The sequence below is a fragment of the Microbacterium sp. Gd 4-13 genome (assembly GCF_003095395.1).
Taxonomy (GTDB): Bacteria; Actinomycetota; Actinomycetes; order Actinomycetales; family Microbacteriaceae; genus Microbacterium.
Map to the genome: position 1 here is coordinate 1 of NZ_QEIJ01000002.1, position 18190 is coordinate 18190.

Annotated in this window: 16 protein-coding genes; 6 read left to right on the plus strand and 10 right to left on the minus strand. The window is 70.2% G+C overall.

Annotation, left to right across the window (positions count from 1 at the left end; all coding sequences use genetic code 11):
* Window positions 1-275: hypothetical protein (locus DEA06_RS04755; RefSeq protein WP_205781218.1), on the minus strand; the 275-nt coding region annotated here is incomplete at its 3' end.
* Between the two features lie 157 nt (window positions 276-432).
* Between DEA06_RS04755 and DEA06_RS04760 the strand changes: the two genes are divergently transcribed.
* Window positions 433-915, plus strand: coding sequence for a hypothetical protein (locus tag DEA06_RS04760; protein ID WP_116646843.1), 483 nt, complete (start codon window positions 433-435; stop codon window positions 913-915).
* Window positions 916-924: 9 nt separating this feature from the next.
* Here DEA06_RS04760 and DEA06_RS04765 read toward each other — a convergent pair whose 3' ends face one another.
* The gene (locus tag DEA06_RS04765; protein WP_165817925.1) at window positions 925-1398 is read right to left on the minus strand and encodes a MarR family transcriptional regulator; all 474 of its coding nucleotides are present in this window, start codon (window positions 1396-1398) and stop codon (window positions 925-927) included.
* 189 nt (window positions 1399-1587) lie between these two features.
* Here DEA06_RS04765 and DEA06_RS04770 point away from each other — a divergent pair, with 189 nt between their 5' ends.
* The 3 genes from DEA06_RS04770 to DEA06_RS04780 are packed head-to-tail and all read left to right on the plus strand — an operon-like array spanning window position 1588 to window position 4547.
* The gene (locus tag DEA06_RS04770) at window positions 1588-2733 is read left to right on the plus strand and encodes a type III polyketide synthase (protein ID WP_116646845.1); all 1146 of its coding nucleotides are present in this window, start codon (window positions 1588-1590) and stop codon (window positions 2731-2733) included.
* 7 nt (window positions 2734-2740) lie between these two features.
* Window positions 2741-3433: a methyltransferase domain-containing protein gene (locus DEA06_RS04775; RefSeq protein WP_116646846.1), complete on the plus strand. Its 693-nt coding sequence runs from the start codon at window positions 2741-2743 to the stop codon at window positions 3431-3433.
* Window positions 3426-4547, plus strand: coding sequence for an NAD(P)/FAD-dependent oxidoreductase (locus tag DEA06_RS04780; RefSeq protein WP_116646847.1), 1122 nt, complete (start codon window positions 3426-3428; stop codon window positions 4545-4547). Before DEA06_RS04775 ends, DEA06_RS04780 begins: the two co-directional genes overlap by 8 nt.
* 16 nt (window positions 4548-4563) lie before the next feature.
* Here the strand turns inward: DEA06_RS04780 and DEA06_RS04785 are convergent, their stop codons facing one another.
* Genes DEA06_RS04785 through DEA06_RS04795 form a run of 3 tightly spaced genes read right to left on the minus strand, consistent with a single transcriptional unit; the run spans window position 4564 to window position 8467 of the window.
* Window positions 4564-5406, minus strand: a complete 843-nt coding sequence (locus DEA06_RS04785; RefSeq protein ID WP_116646848.1) for a UbiA family prenyltransferase — start codon at window positions 5404-5406, stop codon at window positions 4564-4566.
* Between the two features lie 19 nt (window positions 5407-5425).
* Window positions 5426-6241, minus strand: a complete 816-nt coding sequence (gene ppk2 / locus DEA06_RS04790; RefSeq protein ID WP_116646849.1) for a polyphosphate kinase 2 — start codon at window positions 6239-6241, stop codon at window positions 5426-5428.
* Window positions 6242-6298: 57 nt separating this feature from the next.
* Complete coding sequence (locus DEA06_RS04795; RefSeq protein ID WP_116646850.1) at window positions 6299-8467, minus strand: AAA family ATPase; 2169 nt, start codon at window positions 8465-8467, stop codon at window positions 6299-6301.
* 113 nt (window positions 8468-8580) lie between these two features.
* Here DEA06_RS04795 and DEA06_RS04800 point away from each other — a divergent pair, with 113 nt between their 5' ends.
* Entirely contained in the window at window positions 8581-9936 is a 1356-nt protein-coding gene (locus DEA06_RS04800; RefSeq protein ID WP_116646851.1) for a DUF2252 family protein, read from the plus strand.
* Window positions 9937-9954: 18 nt separating this feature from the next.
* Here DEA06_RS04800 and DEA06_RS04805 read toward each other — a convergent pair whose 3' ends face one another.
* The 5 genes from DEA06_RS04805 to DEA06_RS04825 form a co-directional block, all read right to left on the minus strand.
* A complete protein-coding gene (locus DEA06_RS04805; protein ID WP_116646852.1) occupies window positions 9955-10971 on the minus strand; it encodes a helix-turn-helix domain-containing protein in 1017 nt (338 codons plus the stop codon).
* A 219-nt stretch (window positions 10972-11190) separates the two neighbouring features.
* Window positions 11191-12393, minus strand: a complete 1203-nt coding sequence (locus tag DEA06_RS04810) for a glycosyltransferase (protein WP_116646853.1) — start codon at window positions 12391-12393, stop codon at window positions 11191-11193.
* A gap of 4 nt (window positions 12394-12397) precedes the next feature.
* The gene (locus tag DEA06_RS04815) at window positions 12398-13609 is read right to left on the minus strand and encodes a glycosyltransferase (RefSeq protein ID WP_116646854.1); all 1212 of its coding nucleotides are present in this window, start codon (window positions 13607-13609) and stop codon (window positions 12398-12400) included.
* A 102-nt stretch (window positions 13610-13711) separates the two neighbouring features.
* Entirely contained in the window at window positions 13712-15742 is a 2031-nt protein-coding gene (locus tag DEA06_RS04820) for an ABC transporter ATP-binding protein (protein ID WP_116646855.1), read from the minus strand.
* Window positions 15739-17466, minus strand: coding sequence for an ABC transporter ATP-binding protein (locus DEA06_RS04825; protein ID WP_116646856.1), 1728 nt, complete (start codon window positions 17464-17466; stop codon window positions 15739-15741). The genes DEA06_RS04820 and DEA06_RS04825 overlap by 4 nt, the downstream gene beginning before the upstream one ends.
* 113 nt (window positions 17467-17579) lie before the next feature.
* Here DEA06_RS04825 and DEA06_RS04830 point away from each other — a divergent pair, with 113 nt between their 5' ends.
* Window positions 17580-18188, plus strand: coding sequence for a hypothetical protein (locus DEA06_RS04830; protein WP_116646857.1), 609 nt, complete (start codon window positions 17580-17582; stop codon window positions 18186-18188).
* Window positions 18189-18190: the final 2 nt, after the last annotated feature.

Consider the following 18190-nt stretch of genomic DNA (forward strand, 5'->3'; position numbering starts at 1 on the left):
GTCGTCGACCAGACACCGTTGGAGACGACGGCCGAACCGGTGCCCGGGATGCGGTCACCGTTCTCGTCGAGAACGTTGATCCGCGAGCCGCTGGTTCCCGTACCGGTGAAGGTGACGGTGCGCGAGTCGACCGTCTGTCCGGAAGTGGGGCTCGTCACCGAGAAGTCTGCGGGTGCGGCCTGTGCCGCGGTCGTGCCGAGAAGGGCGCCGGCCGAGCTCAGTGCGACGACGGCCGCGACGGCCGCCATCTTCTTCCATGTGGAAGTGATTTTCACGTGAATCCTTTGTATCGGGTGGGTCGGAGCACGCAACATGGAGACCGCCGCTGCGAGAAGTTTCTACGACGGAGCCAATGGTTGCTTCTGTGCAATTGTTAACCGAAGCTACCAGAGGTCATCCAATCGGATTCCGGTTTGACTTCGAAGAGGAAGTATGGCGACAGACACGAACGCACCCGACGCAGATGAGCATGACGAAGTCATGGGAGCTCTCCGCGCCGTTCTGGCGATCACCGCTCGCGCTGTCGCGAACAATGTCGAGGGAGCACGATTCGACGACGTCCGCCTCGTCGCCCTCGCATCGCAGGGCTGGCCGCTCGAGCATCTGCCCTCGCGTCTCAATCGACCCCCCGAGAGGATCGCAGACGACGTCGACCGACTCGCCGCCGAGCGGTTCGTCGTCTCTGCCGGCGCGGCCGAAGCCGCAACGCTGCGCATACTCCCTCGCGGCGTTCACCTGCTGGAAGACATCGCCGCCCGGTATCGCGCCGAGTTCGAGCGGGTGCTGCGCCGCCTCGACGACCGTCAACGCGAGGAGTTCCGCGAGGCCCTCGACACGTTCCCGGTCATAGATGCGCTCGCGCGAACCGACATCCTCACACTCGGGCTCGCCCGCGCGGAGTCCGAAGAGGTGTAGCGGCCGCGGTCAGAGCACGGGCCACGAGTCCGGCTGCGGACCCGCCTCGCCGGCCGCGGCCGCGAAGGCTCCCAGCGCGCGGCGAAGCTGCTCCTGACGCTCGGGCGGCACGTCGGCCAGCACGATCCGCAGTTCGTCCTTCCGCCGCCGCATCACCTCGTCGACGAGTTCCGCTCCGCGGGACGTGGCACGCACGAAGATCTCTCGGCGGCTCGCCGCGCTGGTCTCGCGCTCGACCCACCCGCCGCCGATCATCCGCTCGATCATGCGCGTCACGGTCGACGGAGCCACCCCGGCTCGTTCGGCCAGCGCGCCCATGCGCGTCGGGCCTTCCCGATGGAGGATGACGAGAATGCGGAACTGCGCGACCGTCACCTGTTCCAGCGCGGGTTCGAGCGATCGCGCGATGATGGCGAGCAGCGCACCCGACGCATCGATCGTCGCCTGCATGACCTCGTCAGGTACGGACGATTCGTCGACCATCGTCAGCCTCTCAGCTACTCGGACCCCCCGCGCACTGCCCTGTCGTTGCAAGGGCGACCGGCCATGCACGCTGTTCGACAGCATACAAGCGCGAGCATCGATCGTCGGCGGAGCCGGACGCACCATAGACGGCGGCAAGACGGTTCGCCAGACCGACCCCGGAGCCCCCAGGTATGCCTATGGTGAAGCATGACTGCCAGCATCCTGGGGATCGGCACCGCGGTGCCCGCAACGCGCCTGCGACAGGGCGACGTGCGCGACCTCCTCGCGGAGCAGCCCGCCATCGACCGACGCGCGCGCCGCCTGCTCGGTGCGGCCTTCGATGCCGCCGCGATCGATACGCGCTACACGGTGCTCGGCGAGCTCGGCGGCGGCGACGCATCGGGGCTGAAGCTCCGCGACGGCACCCCGGTGCTGCGCGTACCGTCGACCGGCGAGCGCAACGCCGAGTACCGCCGCACGGTGCCGGCACTGTTCGCGGCCGCCGCCCGCGACGCCCTGGCCCGCTCCGGCGTAGACCCCTCGGAAGTCACGCACGTCATCACCGTGTCGTGTACGGGGATGTTCGCTCCCGGCCCCGACTACCTGCTCGTACGCGACCTCGGGCTCTCGCCTGCGACCGAGCGCTACCACCTCGGATTCATCGGCTGCGCCGCGGCCATCCCCGGCCTCCGGGCCGCCGCCCGGATCGCGGCGGCGCAACCCGACGCGGTCGTGCTCGTGGTGTGCGCGGAGCTGTGCTCCCTCCACATCCGCAGTTCGAACGACCCCGAGCAGATCGTCGCCGCATCGGTCTTCGCCGACGGCGCGGCCGCGGCGGTCGTCAGCGCCGATCCCGCCCGACATGTCGGTCGGCGCCTCGACCTCGACGGGTTCGGCACCCGGCTCACCGAGGACGGCGAGAAAGACATGGTGTGGACCGTCGGCGACGAGGGGTTCGAGATGACCCTCACCGCCCAGGTGCCGCGCATTATCGGACGCGAGATCGAGGCGGTGGCCCTCGACCTCTTCGGCGGCACCGCGGCCGTCGACGCGTGGGCGGTGCACCCGGGCGGGCGCAGCATCCTGGACCGCGTCGAGGACGGCCTCGACCTCGACCCGAGCGCTCTCGCCCACTCGCGCGACGTGCTGCGCGAGTACGGCAACATGTCGAGCGCGACCATCCTCTTCGTGCTGCGCCGCATGATGGAGCACGACCGTCGCGAGGGCGAGCGACTCGCGGTGCTCGCCTTCGGACCCGGACTCACGATCGAGGCCGCGCGGATGTCGGTGCGCGGGGTCGAGGCACCCGTCGAGGCGGTCCGCGACCTGGTCGCGGGCGCCACCGGTCGCTGACCGCGCGATGAGCATGCGCGAACGTGCGGTCGATCTCACGGAGATCATGGACGACCCCGACTGCGACCCGGTGCGCCTCGCCGCCACCTATCGTCGTTTCGACACCGTCAACCGGCTCGTCGCCGGCTGGGGCGGCGTGTACCGCACACGCCTGCGGCCGTACCTGAGGAGCCTGGGCCGACCGGCGCGCGTGCTCGATCTGGGCTCCGGCGGCGGCGACCTCGTCGCCCGGCTCGACGCCCTCACCCGGAAGGACGGGCTCGTCGTCGACTGGACCGGGGCCGATCCCGACCCGCGCGCGCATGAGGCCGCGCGAGGGCGCAGCTCGAGCCGCATCCGTTTCGTTCGCGCCGATTCGGCCGAACTGCTCGCGGCGGGCGAGACCTTCGACGTCGTCGTGTCGAATCACGTGCTGCACCACCTCTCCCCGGCGGCGCTGACCCGCTTCGCCGACGACTCGCTCGCCCTGTCGCGGGGCACCGTGCTGCACGCCGACATCGAGCGCGGACGCCTCGCCTACGCGCTCTACGGGGTCGGGGTCGCGCCCCTCAGCCCCGGCACCTTCCTTCATACCGACGGACTGCGGTCGATCCGCCGCAGCTACCGCGCCGCCGAACTCGCCGACGCCCTCGGCCGGCCGTGGCGCGTCGACCGCCCCGCGCCGTTCCGCCTGCTCGCGACGGGAGCAGGGCGTGCATGACGTGGTGATCGTCGGCGCCGGACCGGTGGGGATGCTGCTGGCCGGGCGCCTGCATCGCGCCGGCCTCGACGTGGTCGTGCTCGAAAAGCGTCCTGAGGCGTCCCCGGGTTCGCGGGCGATCGGCCTGCACGCCCCGGTTCTCGCGGCCCTCGAAGCATCCGGGGTCACCGAGCGGTTGTTGGCGGACGCGCTGCGCGTGGAGCGCGGCGAGGCACGATCGGGCGGCCGACTGCTCGGCGAGGTGCGCTTCGACCGGCTCTCTGCGCGGTTCCCGTTCGTGGCGACCCTGCCGCAGTCCGCGACGGAAGCCGTGCTCGCCGTCGACGCGCCCGCCGTGCGCCGTGGCGTCGACGTGACGGCCGTGCGCCCGGACGGCGACCGGGTGCGCGTGTTCATGAACGGCGCCGAGCCCCTCCTCGCCCGCGTCGCGGTGGTGGCCGCGGGCGTCGGGTCGCGCGGTCTCGTGTTCCGCGAGGGCGGCGTGGCGGTGCGCGAGTATCCCGACCGCTACCTCATGGCCGATCTCACCGCCCCGGGCGGGCCGGTGGCCGTCGTGCACCTCGACGACGGCGGCGTGCTCGAGTCGTTCCCGCTGCCCGGCGGACGCCGACGGTTCGTCGCCTGGGACGCCGGTGGAAACGACGATCCCGCCGCCCGCACCGAGCGACTGCGCGCCGCGCTCGCAATGCGCGGCGAGAGCGAGGCCGCCGCGGAACTCACGGCGGCGTCGTCTTTCCGCGTACGGCGCGCCGTCGCCTCCGGTCTCGTGCGCGGCGGACTCGTGGTCATCGGTGACACCGCCCACGAGGTCAGCCCGATCGGCGGTCAGGGCATGAACCTCGGTCTGCTCGACGCGGCTACGCTCGTCCCGCTCCTGATCGAGTGGGTGCGGGCCGGTCGCCGCCCCGACGCCGACCTGCGGCGCTGGGAGCGAGCGCGCATCGCCTCGGCGCAGACCGCGGCGCGGCTCGCCGCGATGAACACCTCGCTCGGTCGTCCGATGGGGCCGACCGGTGACGTGCTCCGCCGCGCTGCCCTCCGCGTCGCACTCGGCACCCCCGCGGGCCGCGTCGTCGCCCACGCCTACGCGATGGGTCTCGATCGCGCGGCGTGAGGAGTCGCCCCGTGGCTCAGCCGCCGAGCGCCGAACCCGTCGCCACCAGTTGCGCAGCGAGCAGCAGCGCCGCCAGCATCACGAAGCGGAACACCGTGCGATCGGGTGGGCGCACGAGGGCGCGGATGCCGGTGGCCACCGCCACGACGCCCACGGCCCCCGCGAACAGCCACCCGGGCCAGGCGATCCGGCCGAGGTCGCCGCCGACGGGACCGAGGAGCACGGCCGCCGCTCCGATGAAGAGCCCCGCGACGGCGAGCAGCGCGGATGCACGAGGCCCGATGCGATGCGGGAAACCGCGCACCCCGGTCGCCCGGTCGTCGTCGAGGTCGGGGAGCACGTTGGTCAGGTGCACCGCCGCTCCGAGCGCAGCACCGGCGATCGCGGCCCAGAACGGGGCGAGGGTCGGCGCGGGAGCGGAAAGGGTCGCGAGCGACGGGAAGACCCCGAAGCTGACGAGGAACGGCACGAGCGAGAAGGCCGACGACTTCATCCCCGCGTTGTACGCCCAGGCCCCGGCGATCATGAGGGCCTGGCCCGCCAGCATCCCGAATCCGAGCACCGCCGACAGCGCCAGCGAGGCGACGACCGCCCCGACCGCGACACCGAGTGCGAGCTGCACCGAGACGACGCCCGCGGCGATGGGCTTGTCGGTGCGCCCCACGGCGCGATCACGGCCGGCGTCGATGGCGTCGTTGGAGAGGCCGACCGAGATCTGGTTGCACAGCACCGATGCCACGAGGAGGGCAATGCGCGCAGGATCGAGGCCCGTCGCGATGCCGAGAGCGAGCGAGAGCGCCGTGACGACGAGCGCCGGACCGGGATGAGTGGAGCCCCAGAGCGCCCGCGCCGTCTTCATGCTCCGACGTTACCCGCGGTCACTTCCTCTTCGCGCCGAGGGCGCTCGCGATGTCGGGAACGGAGCGGTGGAGGTCGCGCGGCGGTCGCGCGTCGTCGGCGATCGGCGGGCGGTCGGGAATCTCGATCTCGTCGGGTTCGGATCGCTCGTACGGGATGCTGCTCAGCAGATGCGCGATCGTGTTGAGACGTGAGGCGCGCTTGTCGTCGCTCTCGATCGTCCACCAGGGCGCTTCGTCGATGTCGGTCGCGTCGAACATCGCATCCTTCGCCCGCGAGTAGTCCTCCCACCGCAGGATCGACTCGAGGTCGGTGGGTGAGAGCTTCCATCGACGCATCGGGTCGTTCAGCCGGGAGGCGAACCGATCCTGCTGCACGCCGTCGGAGACCGAGAACCAATACTTCAGCACGATGATGCCGTCGGCCACGAGCAGGCGCTCCACGATGGGCGTCTGCACGAGGAAGCGCTGGTACTCCTCGTCCGACGAGTAGCCCATCACGCGCTCGACCCCGGCCCGGTTGTACCAGGACCGATCCATCAGCACGATCTCGCCCGCCGCGGGGAGACGCTCGATGTAGCGCTGGAAGTACCACTGCCCGCGCTCGCGATCCGAGGGCTGAGGCAAGGCCACGACGCGCGCGTGACGCGGGTTGAGGTACTGCATGACGCGTTTGATCGCGCCGCCCTTGCCCGCCGCATCCCGGCCCTCGAAGATGACCAGCACCCTCGCGCCGACCGCCGTCACCCACTGCTGCATCTCGACGAGTTCGATCTGCAACCGCTCGAGCTCCGCCTCGTACGCCTTCTTCGGGACCCGCTTGACCTTCTTCGACACGTGCACTCCTTCGCCGCGATGCGTCTCGATCGTCGGTCGAAGGAGGCACGCGCCAGCCTAGACCCGGGCTTCGTCCTCCGGGCCGTCGCTCGTGAGCACGAGCGTCGACCCATCGGCGGCCACGTCGACGCGAACCACGTCGCCGTCGTGCACCCCGCCCGCCAGGATCGCCATGGCCAGGCGGTCCTGGATCTCGGACTGGATGAGCCGGCGCAGCGGCCGGGCGCCGAACAGCGGATCGTATCCGCGCTCGGCCAGCCACGAACGCGCGTCGGGCGTGACGGCGAGCGTCAGCCGGCGCTCGCGCAGACGCCGCTGCAGGGCGAAGACCGACAGCTCGACGATCTGGGCGAGGTCATCTTCCGTCAGCGCCTGGAAGATCACGATGTCGTCGAGGCGGTTGATGAACTCCGGCTTGAACGCCTGGCGCACGAGCGCCTGCACCTGCGCCCTCTTCTCATCGAGCGAGAGCAGCGGGTCGATGAGGATCGGCGAGCCGAGATTCGACGTGAGGATCAGGATCACATTCGTGAAGTCGACCGTGCGGCCCTGGCCGTCGGTCAGCCGGCCGTCGTCCATGACCTGCAGCAGCACGTCGAACACCTCGGGATGGGCCTTCTCGACCTCGTCGAGGAGGACGACGCTGTACGGGCGTCGGCGAACGGCCTCGGTGAGCTGACCACCCTGCTCGTACCCGATGTATCCCGGAGGGGCACCGACCAAGCGCGAGACCGAGTGCTTCTCGCCGTACTCCGACATGTCGATGCGCACCATCGCGTGCTCGTCATCGAAGAGGAAGTCGGCGAGCGACTTGGCCAGCTCGGTCTTCCCGACGCCCGTGGGCCCGAGGAAGAGGAACGACCCGGTCGGCCGGTTCGGATCGCTGATGCCCGCACGCGAGCGGCGCACCGCGTCGGCGACTGCCTTCACGGCGTCCTTCTGGCCGATCAGGCGCTTGCCGAGTTCGGCCTCGAGGTGCAGTAGCTTCTCGGTCTCGCCCTGCAGCAGCCGCCCGACGGGAATGCCCGTCCACGCGGCGATGACCGCGGCGATGTCTTCGTCGGTGACCTGGTCGTTGACCATCCGGTCTTCACCGGCGGTCTCTTCGCCCTCGGCCGTCATGAGCTCGCGCTCGAGCGCGGGGATGTCGGCGTACAGCAGGCGCGACGCCTTCTCGAGGTTGCCCTCGCGCTGCGCCCGCTCGGCCTCCATCCGGGCCGTATCGAGCTTCGTCTTCAGGTCGCCGACGCGGTTGAGCGAGGCGCGCTCGCGCTCCCACCGGGCCTGCAGCTCGTCGAGGTGAGCCTGCTCCTTGCCGAGGGTCTCGCGCAGAGCTGCCAGCCGCTCCTTCGACGCGGCGTCTTTCTCCTTCTTCAGCGCGAGTTCTTCGAGCTTGAGCCGGTCGACGTGGCGCCGCAGCTCGTCGATCTCCAGCGGCGCCGAGTCGATCTCCATGCGCAGGCGCGACGCCGCCTCGTCGATCAGGTCGATCGCCTTGTCGGGCAGCTGGCGGGCCGGGATGTAGCGGTGCGACAGGGATGCTGCGGCGACGAGAGCCGCATCCGCGATCGCGACCTTGTGGTGGGCCTCGTAGCGCTCCTTGAGTCCGCGGAGGATCGCGATGGTGTCTTCGACGGTCGGCTCGCCCACGTAGACCTGCTGGAAACGGCGTTCCAGCGCAGCATCCTTCTCGATGAACTCGCGGTACTCGTTGAGCGTGGTCGCCCCGATGAGGCGCAGCTCTCCGCGCGCGAGCATCGGCTTGAGCATGTTGGACGCGGCGACCGACCCCTCTCCGCCGCCGGCGCCCATGAGCACGTGCAGCTCGTCGATGAACGTGATCACCCGCCCGTCGGACTCGGTGATCTCCTTGAGCACGCTCTTGAGGCGCTCCTCGAACTGACCGCGGTACATCGCCCCGGCGACGAGCGCCGAGATGTCGAGGGTGATGAGCTCCTTGCCCTTGAGGCTCTCGGCCACGTCGCCCGCGACGATGCGCTGGGCGAGACCTTCCACGACGGCGGTCTTGCCGACACCGGGTTCGCCGATGAGGACGGGGTTGTTCTTGGTGCGCCGGGTGAGCACCTGGCTGACCCGGCGGATCTCGGAGTCGCGCCCGATGACGGGGTCGAGCTTGCCCTGACGGGCGCGGTCGGTGAGGTTGATGCCGAACTGCTCGAGGGCGCTCTGCGCCTCCTCCTGTCCGGGCTGTTGCGTGGCGTTCATACGGTCTCCTGGAAATCGGTGGGCACTCGATAAAAGTTGAGTGCGTCGGACTCAACTTTATCAGCGACCCCCGTTTCCCACCAGCCCTCCCGGCGGAGGACTACGGTGATGCCGTGACGACGCCCGCACCCGCCGAACCGCGCAACCCGCCGCCGAGCTCCGCAGACCGACGCGCCTTCGGCAGGGACGCGCGGCAGCGCCTCCCGCGCCGCGATCTGGCGCGACTCACCACGACCGGCCGCGACCCGCTCGGCGTCCTCGCCTCGCAGAACGCCTCGCGGGTGCCCGAGCTCGTGCCGATGCGCGCGGAGCGCATGTCGGCCAGCGTCTTCGCGTTCTATCGGGGAGCCGCCGCCGTCATGGCCGCCGACCTCGCGCGCGACGCGAGCACGGGGATCGCCGTGGCATCCTGCGGCGACGCGCACGTGGCGAACTTCGGGTTCTACGCCTCGCCCCAGCGCTCGCTCGTGTTCGACCTCAACGACTTCGACGAGGCCGCATGGGCACCGTGGGAGTGGGACCTCAAGCGGCTCGTCACGAGCGTCGTGCTGGCAGGACAGGAGACAGCACGCGACGACCGCGTCGTGCAGGAGTCGGCGGCCGCGGCCGTGCGCACCTACGCGCGGGTGCTCGACCGCCTGGTCGAACGCGACCCGCTCGCGCGCTACTTCGAGCATTTCAGCCCGCAGGAACTGCTCGACTCCTACGACCCGCAGTCGCGGAGCGTCGTCGTCGAAGCCATCCGCGACGCCAAGCGCCGCACGGGCAAGCGGGCGGTCCGCAGGCTCACGACCGAGGGAGACGGAGGGCGCCTCGCCTTCGTCGATCAGCCGCCGACCACCGTGCACGTCGACCTCGACACCGCCCGCCTCATGCTCGCCGTCGACGGCGACTACCGCGCCTCGGTGAACGTCGACGTGCGGATGCTGCTCTCCCACTACGAAGCCGTCGACGTCGTGCTGCGCGTGGTCGGCGTCGGCAGCGTCGGCACGCGCTGCTTCCTCGTGCTGCTGCAGGACGGCGACGGGCACGCGCTCATGCTGCAGGGCAAGGAGGCGGGGCGCAGCGTTCTGGAGCAGTACGGCGGCGCCCACCAGCCCGCCGCGCTGACCGAGGTGGTCGCCGCATCCGGCGAGGGCGCTCGCGTGGTCTCGCTGCAACGGGTGCTGCAGGCGGTGTCCGACCCGTTCCTCGGTCACGTCCGCGGTCCCGATCGCGACTTCTACGTGCGCCAGTTCCACGACATGAAGGGCGGGATCGAGATGGTCGAACTCGACGACGCCCCCTTCCAGCGCTACGCGCAGGCCTGCGCGGCCACCCTCGCGCGCGCGCACGCCCAGTCGCCGAACGCCGCCGCCGTCGCCGGCTACGCCGGCGGCGGCCGGGCCCTCGCCGATCCGATCGTCGACTGGGCCTACGCGTACGCCGACCTCACCCGCACCGACCACGCCGCGTTCGTGTCCACCTGACGCCGGCGGTCCGCTCGGTCAGGCGACGGGCGCGAGTTCGGGCGTCGCGCTCGACCCTGCCCCGACGACGGCCTCCTGGGCCTCGTCGGTGCAGGCGAACCGGGCGCGGTACGCGGTCGGCGTGATCCCGAGGGTGCGCGCGAAGTTCTGACGCAGCACCGCCGCCGACCCGAATCCGCTCTCGGCGGCGATGCGATCGAGCCCGAGCCCGGACTGCTCGAGCAGCCGTTGCGCGTGGATGATCCGCTGACGCCCCAGCCAGGCGGCCGGCGTCGCACCGAAGTCGGCCTTGAACCGGCGGGCGAAGGTGCGCGGAGACATGTGCGCCCGCGCCGCGAGCTGGTCGACCGTCAGATCCAGCGCGAGGTTCTGCAGCATCCAGTCGCTCACCGGGGCGAGCGAGAGCGAAGCCTCGATGGGAAGAGGCGCGACGATGAACTGCGCCTGCCCCCCGTCGCGCTGCGGCGGCACGACCATGCGGCGGGCGATGATGTTCGCCATCTCGGCGCCCAGCTCCTGCCGCAGCAGATGCAGGCACGCGTCGAGTCCTGCGGCGGTGCCGGCACTGGTGATAATGCGGTCGGCCTGCACGTAGAGCACATCGGGATCGACGTCGATCGCGGGGTACATCGACGCCATCACGTCGGCGTACCGCCAATGCGTCGTCGCCCGGTGACCATCGAGGACTCCCGAGGCGGCGAGCACGAACGACCCGCTGCAGACGCTCAGGAGCCAGGCGCCGCGGTCGGCCGCCCGCCGCACGACGTCCGCGACGCGGACGTCGACGCACCCCCAGTCCTCGCGCGGAATCGGGGTGACGACCACGAGGTCGGCGTCGTCAGCGAACGCCAGGTCGTGCTCGACGTTGATCGAGAATCCGAGGTTGCTCGGGATGGCACCCGGCTCCGGCGTCACGATGCGGAAGTCGAACGGCTCGATCCCGTCGTCGCTGCGATCGAGCCCGAACGCCTCGCACGCGAGACCGAACTCGAAGGGCGCGAACCCGTTCTGGACGACGACGGCGACCGTTCTCATGGTGCGACCTCACGATGGGTGAATGGCAGGAAAAACGCGATGCATGTCTATCCTGCCACTCGTGGCTCGATTCGTACAACCATAGCGTTACTGCCGTGATCGTCCTTCTCGCCTCAGCCCTGCTCGCCGCCGTCGCGATCGCGGCGTCCGTCCGCTCGCTGTTCACCGACGGCTACCGCCGCCTCCCCACCGACCGCAACCGCCTGCCCTGAGGCTCGCTCACGCTCCGCGGGTGCTCGCGGCCACGCGGTCGTACAGCTCGACCATCGCGGCCGTCCGAGACGACTGCCGGAACTCCTCGGCGACGGCCGGATCGGGCCGCGGGGAAGCGCCGCGCATGATGTCCGCGGCGGCGGCGCTCAGGGCGCGGGCGAGCGCCGTGGTCGATGCGTCGGCGACCGGCCACGATCCCGAGCGCAGCTCGGCGGCGATGTCGGGATCGCTCACCACGGCCGGCGTACCCAGCGACGCCGCCTCGAAGACGGTCATGCCCTGCGTCTCGAAACCGATCGAGGTCTGCACGACCGCATCGGCGGCACCGATGCGACGCAGCGTCTCGGCGTAGGGAAGTCGCCCGGCGAACTCCACCCGCGTGGCGCCGGTGCCCGCCTCGACGATCCGACGCGCAGCGCGCAGCTGCCCGCCACCGCCGATGATCTCGACGTCGGCTGCCACCCCCGACTCGACGACCGCGCGCAGGAACGGTAGCAACCGCTTCTCGGGGCTCATGCGCCCGACCCAGACGAAGCGAGGGCGTGACGGATGCGGCGAATCGGAACGGGGGCGATCGCGTGCGGCATCGAGGATCTCGTCGTCGATGCCGTTCCAGACCACGTCGACTCTCGGGAAGACGCCGTGCTCCTCGAGACGATGCGCGAAGTGGGCGGAGGGCGCGGTGACGGCGTCGGCACCCTCCGCCAGCATCCGCAGATACGCCCACCCGTCCGTGCCGCGCCGCGACGTCGCCCCGGCCGGCAGCATCCGCCCCGCCCAGGAGTTGAGCATCCGCAGGACGAGCTTCGGGAAGGGGGCGGTGGCTTCGATGCCGACGTCGACGCGGTTGTGCATCGTGTGAACGACCGGCAGGCCGTGCCGCCGGGCGAACCGGTGCCCGATGACGGCGCCCCAGAAGTCGGCCTGCACGTGCACCACGTCGACCGGAGGCCGCCCGGTCATCGCGAGGTCGAGCCGCCGATCGGCCCGGCGACCGGGCACGGTCATCGCGTACTCGCGGTCGGGGGTGAGGGGCACCGAGGGAAGGTCGAGGTACGCCGGATCGTCGATCCGTCGCGCGTGAAGGCGCGGCGCGACGATCGTCACGGTGTGCCCGGCGCGTTCGAGGAAGCGGCGTTGCAGCCGCATCGACACCTGCGCGCCGCCCGAGGACTCGACGTGCTGGTCGCCGAACATCACGACGTGCATGCGGTTACGAGGGGAGCGGCTCGCCCCGGTAGAGGGCTTCGAAGGTGTCGAGGGTGCGGCCGATGTCGTGCACGGAGACGCCGTCGAGCGACGCCTTCTGCATGCGCAGCCGTTCCTCCGGGGAAGCGGTCAGCACGTCGGTGAGGCGCGCGGCGAGCTCGTCGTCGTTGCCCGGTTCGAACAGGAACCCGTTCTCGCCGTCATGCACGAGATGCGGCAGCGCGACCGCATTCGCCGCCACGACGGGAAGACCCGACGCCATGGCCTCCATCGTCGCGATCGACTGGAGTTCGGCGATCGAGGCGATGGCGAACACACTCGCCCGCGTGTACAACGCCCGCAGGTCGGCCTCCGAGGCGTGCCCGTGGAAGGTGACGCGCGATCTGATGCCGAGCTGGTCGCTCAGGGTCTCGAGGTTTTTGCGCTGATCGCCGCCGCCGACGAGGTCGACCGACACGTCGAGGGACGGATCGAGCTTCGCGACCGCCTTCAGGAGCACGTCGATCCCCTTCTCTGTCGTCAGTCGCCCGACGAAGAGGATGCGGTTCGCCTCACGCGGGGTGAGGTCGGCGGTGTAGTTCGCCTGATCGATGCCGCAGCTGATCGGGATCACGCCGTGGAGGTCGATCGTCGACTCGAGGAAGTCGGCGGCGTTGCGCGTGGGTGTCGTGACGGCGCGGGTCATGTCGAACGTGCGCTTCGCATCGGCCCAGGCCAGCGCCAGGATGTAGCGGTTGAGGAACGCGGGGAGGGCGGTGAAGTCGAGCAGGTTCTCGGCCATGACGTGGTTGGTCGCGACGATCGGGATGCCGCGCTTGCGCGCCTCACGGGCCAGACCGCGACCCAGCACGATGTGCGACTGGATGTGCACCACGTCGGGCTTGACCGCGTCGAGCACCTGACGCGCGTAGTGCTTCGACCGCCACGGCCAGACGAAACGGAGCCAGTCGTGGGGAGGCCAGCGCACCGACGGCAGCCTGTGCAGCGTCATCGGCTGGTCTTCGACCACCTCGGTACGCGGGGCCGCGCGACGGTACTCGGTGTTCGGCGCCACGACGTGCACGTCGTGGCCGCGGACCACCAGGCCGGCCGCGAGGCGCTCGGCGAAACGGGCGGCTCCGTTGATGTCGGGCGCGAAGGTGTCGCAGCCGATCAGGATCGTGAGCGGCCGATCGGGGTCGGGACGAACGTGGTCAGGCGTCGCGGGGGAGGTCACGGATGGCGGCCAATCTGTGCGGCGGGATGAGTCGCACGGTGCGGTGCTTGCCGGTTCACTGTACCCGAGGCGTCGATGAACGCCGCGGACGGCGGCGGCATGTCAGCGGGGCGCGGACTCCTCCTCGGTGATCGCTTCGGCGGTCTCCGAGCCCGCCGCCTGCTCGAACTGCGACTGGTAGAGGCGCCAGTAGGCGCCCTCCGCCTCGATGAGCTCGGCGTGCGTGCCCTTCTCGACGATGTCGCCGTGCTCCATCACGAGGATGAGGTCGGCGTCGCGGATCGTCGAGAGCCGGTGGGCGATCACGAAGGACGTGCGACCTTCACGCAGTGCCGCCATCGCGTGCTGCAGGAGGAGCTCGGTGCGGGTGTCGACCGACGAGGTGGCCTCGTCGAGGATGAGCACCGACGGCCGGGCGACGAAGGCGCGGGCGATCGTGATGAGCTGCTTCTCGCCCGCCGAGACGTTCGACGCGTCTTCGTCGAGCACGGTGTCGTACCCGTCTGGCAGCGAGTGGACGAAGCGGTCGACGCGGGTCGCGGTCGCAGCATCCAGGATCTCCTGGTCGCTCGCCGACGCGCGTCCGTAACGGATGTTCTCGCGGATCGTGCCGGCGAACAGCCAGGGATCCTGCAGCACCATGCCGGTGCGCGAACGCACGGCATCGCGGGTGAGCGTGGCGATGTCTTGCCCGTCGAGCAGGATGCGACCGCCGTCGAGCTCGTAGAACCGCATGATGAGATTCACCAGGGTCGTCTTGCCCGCACCGGTGGGTCCGACGATCGCGACCGTCTGGCCGGGCTCGACCCGGAACGACAGGTCGGTGATGAGCGGACGGTCGGGCGAGTACGAGAACCGCACGTGCTCGAACTCGATGACGCCCTCGCCGTCGACCGGGGCGGGAGCGTCGTCGGCGTCGGGCTCTTGCTCCTCGGAGTCGAGCAGTTCGAACACCCGCTCGGCCGAGGCGGTGCCCGACTGGATGACCGCAGCCATGCCGCCGAGCTCGGACAGCGGCTGGGTGAACTGCTGCGAGTACTGGATGAACGCCTGCACGTCGCCGAGCCGCAGGTTGCCGCTGGCCACCATGAGACCGCCGAGCACGGCGATGCCGACGTAGGTGAGGTTTCCGACGAACATCATTCCCGGCATGATCATGCCGGAGAGGAACTGCGCCCTGAAGCTCGCCTCGTAGAGCTCCTGGTTCTCGACCTCGAACTTCTCGCGGGAGTCCTTCTCGCGGCCGTAGACCTTCACCAGCGCGTGACCGGAGAACGACTCCTCCACCCGGGCGTTCAGCCGGCCGACCTTGCGCCACTGGATGCCGAACGCCTTCTGCGACCGCGGACCCACGATACCGAAGATGACGGCCATCAGGGGCAGGGAGATCAGCGCGACGATCGCGAGCTGCCACGAGATCGTGAACATCATCACGAGCACGCCGACGACGGTCAGCACGGAGGTCACCACGGTCGACAGCGACTGCTGCATCGTCTGGGTGATGTTGTCGATGTCGTTCGTGACGCGGGAGATGAGCTCACCGCGCTGCACCCTGTCGAAGTACGACAGGGGCAGTCGGTTGATCTTCGCCTCGACCGACTCGCGCAGACGCCACATCGTGCGCACCATGATGATGTTGATCACGAAGCCCTGCACCCAGCTGAGGAACGACGACGCGACGTAGATCGCGAGCACCGCGATGACGACCCCGCGGAGGCGGTCGAAATCGACACCGGCGCCGACCTGGAAGTTCTGCATCGCCGAGACGACGTTCGCCATGTCGCCCTGGCCGGAGTTGCGCAGCGACTCCACGACGTCGGCCTGCGACGTGCCGACGGGGAAGGAGTCGCCGAGCGCGCGGGAGGTGATGCCCTCGAAGATGAGGTTGGTGGCCTCGCCCAGCACGCGCGGTGCGATCACGGCGAGCACGACGCCGATCGCCCCGAGGATCGACACGAGCGTGAAGGCCACGGCGTGCGGGCGGAGCAGACCGATGAGGCGGCCGAAGCTCCTGCCGAAGTTCGTGGCCTTGCCGGGGGCGACGCTGTCCCAGTCGCCGGAGTTCTGACGCGCCTGCTCGGCGAGCTCGAGTTCGAGCCGTTCGTCTTCGGTCAGTGCGTCGGGAGCGCTCATGCCTCCACCCCCAGCTGCGACTCGACGATCTCGCGGTACGTGACGTTGTTCTCGAGGAGCTCTTCGTGGGTGCCGAGCCCCACCATGCGCCCGTCTTCGAGCACGACGATGCGATCGGCCTCGGTGATCGTCGACACGCGCTGCGCGACGACGATCTTCGTCACCTCCGGCAGCTCCCGCCACAGCGCTTGTCTCAGCCGCGCGTCGGTCGAGAGGTCGAGGGCCGAGAACGAGTCGTCGAAGACGAGGATGTCGGGCTGGTGCACGATGGCGCGGGCGATGGCCAGGCGCTGACGCTGCCCGCCCGAGACGTTGGTGCCGCCCTGCGAGATGCGGGCCTCGAGCTGCCCCTCCATCTCGGCGACGAAGTCGCTGCCCTGGGCGATCTCGAGCGCCTTCCACAGGTCTTCGTCGGTGGCCTCCTCGCGTCCGAAGCGCAGGTTGGACGCCACGGTGCCGGTGAAGAGGAACGGACGCTGCGGCACCAGCCCGATGCCCTTCCACAACTCGTCGAGATCGGCCTGGCGCACATCGACGCCGCCCACGCGCACCTCGCCGCCCGTCGCGTCGAAGAGCCGGGGGATGAGCGAGACGAGCGTCGTCTTGCCCGAGCCGGTCGAACCGACGATCGCGACGGTCTCGCCGCGGGCCGCCTCGAAGCCGATGCCCTGCAGCACGGGCGACTCGGCGCCCGGATAGGTGAACTCCACGTCGCGCAGCTGCAGCGCCCCCGGCTCGGGGAAGCGGGTGACCGGGTCGGCCGCCCGCGTGAGGGTCGACTCGCTCGCGAGCACCTCGCCGATGCGCTCGGCGGAGACCGCCGCGCGCGGGATCATGATCGTCATGAAGCTCGCCATCAGCACCCCCATGAGGATCTGACCGACGTACTGCATGAACGCGAACAGGGTGCCGATCTGCACGGCACCCGAATCGACCTGGATGCCGCCGAACCAGATGACACCGACGACCGTCACGTTGAGCACGAGCATCGCCAGCGGGAACAGCAGCACGAAGAGGGATCCGACCTTGCGACCGACCACGAGGATGTCGGTGTTCGCCTCGCGGAAGCGCTCCTCCTCGATGCGCTCTCGCACGAACGCCCGCACGACGCGCACGCCGGTGAGCTGCTCGCGCATGACCCGGTTCACGGCGTCGAGCTTCTTCTGGAAGCTGCGGAACAGCGGAACCATGCGACTGATGATGAGGCCCGCGACGACCAGCAGGAGGGGCACCGCCACACCGATCAGCCAGCTGAGCCCGACGTCCTGCTGCAGCGCCATGACGACCCCGCCGATCGCGAGGAGCGGAGCGGTGACGAGCATGGTCGCGCCCATCATCGCGAGCATCTGCACCTGCTGCACGTCGTTCGTGTTGCGGGTGATGAGCGACCCCGGCCCGAACTGCGACACCTCGCGCTCGGAGAACGCGCTGACCTTGTCGTAGACGTCGCGGCGGATGTCGCGCCCGGCGCTCATCGCGGCGCGCGCGGCGAAGTAGGTGGCGATGATCGACGCGACGATCTGGCAGAGCGAGATGCCGAGCATCATCGTGCCGGTCGACCAGATGTAGCCCGTGTCGCCCTGGGCCACGCCCTTGTCGATGATGTCGGCGTTGAGGCGCGGCAGGTAGAGCGAGGCCATGGCCGAGACGAACTGGAAGGTCAGAACGCCCGCGAGGAACCAGCGGTAGGTGTTGAGATAGCGGATGAGCAGCTTGCCGAGCACGGGATACTCCGAGGTGTGAGCACGACGATCGCCCCCGACCCGGGGGCGTGGTGAACAGCCTGCCACTTGGCTCGGACACCGCAAGACCACCGTCGACGCCTAACCTGGAAGGCATGGCGACGCGATTGCAGGCAGAGGCCGATCCCGCCCGCTGGGTGGCGGTGACGGAGTCGCTGGGCCTGCGCGGGCGACGGCACCGCAAAGCGGCGATCCGGATGCTGCTGGGGCAGGCCAACCGCGCCGTGGGAGCGACCGAGCGCCCCGGCAGCGGGTTCCTCGCGTGGGCGGCGAGCCAGGCCGCGCCGCTCCTGATGCGCCGCGCCGCCGGACGCGTGCGGGTCTGGGTGTGGAAGTCCGATCCCGAACTCGTCGTCGCGATGGCGCAGCTGCAGGAGGCCACGCCGCAGCTGCGCACCGCGCGCGCGAGCATGCCGATGGAGTACGACGACACCGAAGACTTCCGCAACCCCCACCTGGGCGTCGGCGAGAAGCTCGTGATCGACCTGCCGACCGACCAGCGCACGCCGCCCTTCGCGACCTACACCTGGGACACCGGCAGCCACTTCGTCACCCTGACCGCCGTCTGCTCCGACCGCGCGCGGATCGCCACCGTGCTGCCGGCGGTCGACGAGATCGCCCGCAGCCTGAGAGTGATCGACGACCTCTCGGTCGGCGAGTCGCCCGCCGTGCTGCGCATCGACCCCGGTCCCGCGCCGCGCTGACC

Excerpts from the sequence above, each read along its gene's own strand:
- DEA06_RS04760 (WP_116646843.1), top strand. The coding sequence starts at position 433 with ATGGCGACAGACACGAACGCACCCGACGCAGATGAGCATGACGAAGTC.
- DEA06_RS04765 (WP_165817925.1), bottom strand. The coding sequence starts at position 1,398 with ATGGTCGACGAATCGTCCGTACCTGACGAGGTCATGCAGGCGACGATC.
- DEA06_RS04770 (WP_116646845.1), top strand. The coding sequence starts at position 1,588 with ATGACTGCCAGCATCCTGGGGATCGGCACCGCGGTGCCCGCAACGCGC.
- DEA06_RS04775 (WP_116646846.1), top strand. The coding sequence starts at position 2,741 with ATGAGCATGCGCGAACGTGCGGTCGATCTCACGGAGATCATGGACGAC.
- DEA06_RS04785 (WP_116646848.1), bottom strand. The coding sequence starts at position 5,406 with ATGAAGACGGCGCGGGCGCTCTGGGGCTCCACTCATCCCGGTCCGGCG.
- DEA06_RS04795 (WP_116646850.1), bottom strand. The coding sequence starts at position 8,467 with ATGAACGCCACGCAACAGCCCGGACAGGAGGAGGCGCAGAGCGCCCTC.
- DEA06_RS04805 (WP_116646852.1), bottom strand. The coding sequence starts at position 10,971 with ATGAGAACGGTCGCCGTCGTCGTCCAGAACGGGTTCGCGCCCTTCGAG.
- DEA06_RS04810 (WP_116646853.1), bottom strand. The coding sequence starts at position 12,393 with ATGCACGTCGTGATGTTCGGCGACCAGCACGTCGAGTCCTCGGGCGGC.
- DEA06_RS04820 (WP_116646855.1), bottom strand. The coding sequence starts at position 15,742 with ATGAGCGCTCCCGACGCACTGACCGAAGACGAACGGCTCGAACTCGAG.
- DEA06_RS04830 (WP_116646857.1), top strand. The coding sequence starts at position 17,580 with ATGGCGACGCGATTGCAGGCAGAGGCCGATCCCGCCCGCTGGGTGGCG.